The organism is Mycobacterium sp., assembly GCF_008709575.1.
Taxonomy (GTDB): domain Bacteria; phylum Actinomycetota; class Actinomycetes; order Mycobacteriales; family Mycobacteriaceae; genus Mycobacterium.
The window spans coordinates 1-1468 of record NZ_VYIK01000146.1 but is presented as its reverse complement, the minus strand read 5'-3'; the positions used below and the strand labels follow the sequence as shown (position 1 = coordinate 1468).

The 1468-nt window shown below is 65.6% G+C and carries 1 protein-coding gene; it reads left to right on the top strand.

Going from position 1 to position 1468, the window contains the following annotated elements:
• Positions 1-182: 182 nt before the first annotated feature.
• A partial coding sequence (locus tag F6Q13_RS17360) for an ISL3 family transposase (protein WP_293059203.1) occupies positions 183-1468 on the top strand: 1286 nt, incomplete at its 3' end.

The window sequence follows — 1468 nt, the reverse complement described above, 5'->3', positions numbered from 1 at the left end:
GAATTGGTTCGAAAGCCCCTATCATGGCAAATTCGCGGTCGGGTGGGGTATGGGGGCTCTTCAATCTTAACCGGGCAGTTGTGATTTCGCTCTCATAGGGCGTGTCGTTGCATGGGGAGGCCCTTGGCCTTCCGAAGTCTGAAGTTGCGAGTTTTCAGGCGGAGGGAAGGGAACCAAGGGCCATGTCTGACGGTACGACATTGTTGTTTGGGCTGCCAGGGGTACGAGTCGAGCGTGTCGAACGGCGTGCTGATGGCACTCGGGTGGTGCATGTGGTCACGGCCGAGGAAACCGCGGCGGCGTGCCCGGGGTGTGGGGTGGTGTCCAGCTCGGTCAAGGAGCGGGTGTGCACCTCGCCGCGGGACATCCCCTACGGTCGCGATCCCATCGTGGTGCTCTGGCATAAGACGCGGTGGCGCTGCCGGGAGGAATACTGCCAGAAGTCTTCGTTCACCGAGGCCATCGCGCAGGTGCCGGCGCGGGCGCGGATCACCAGGCGGTTGGCTACCCAGATCGGGGAGGCGATCGGGCAGGCTGCCCGTTCGGTGGCCGAGGTCGCCAACGCCCACGGGGTATCGTGGCCGACCGCGCACCGCGCCTTCGTCGCCCACGCCGATACGGTGTTGGCCGAGCCGCAGCCGACCCGGGTGCTCGGCATTGACGAGACCCGCCGCGGCGCGCCCCGCTGGCAGCGCTGCCCCAACACGGGCCGGTGGGTGCGGGTTGACCCGTGGGATACCGGGTTCGTCGACTTGGCTGGCGATCAGGGCCTTTTGGGGCAGGCCGAGGGCCGCACTGCTGCCGCGGTGATCACCTGGTTATCAGAGCGCAGCGAGGAGTTTCGGGCCGGCGTCGAATACGTGGCGATCGATCCGGCCGCGGGCTACGCCACCGCGATTCGGGCGACGTTGCCTAACGCGACCCTCGTGGTCGACCACTTCCATCTGGTGAAATTAGCCAATGACGCGCTGACGAAGGTGCGCCGCCGGGTCACCTGGGATCTGCGGGAGCGGCGCGGGCGCAAACTCGACCCCGAGTGGGCCAACCGGCGTCGACTGCTGACCGCGTGGGAACGCTTGTCGGATGAAAGTGTAGCGATGATGTGGAACGCGATCCTCGCCGAGGACAGCAGTGGACAGATCCTCTCCGCGTGGATCGCCAAGGAAGAACTGCGCACCTTGCTGTCGACTGTGCACGTCGGCGGGGATGCGCACCTGACCCGCCACCGGTTACACCGGTTTTTGACCTGGTGTATCGACTCACACATCCCTGAGCTGCTCACCCTAGCCGCCACCATCGACACCTGGTGGCCCGAGATCAACGCCTTCGTGGCCACCGGGATCACCAATGCCCGCACCGAGGGCTACAACCGTCTAGTCAAACAGGTCAAGCGGGTCGGTTGCGGATTCCGCAACCGAGAACACTCCGCCCGCCGGATACGATTCCACAGCACCCCCCAACACCGGGC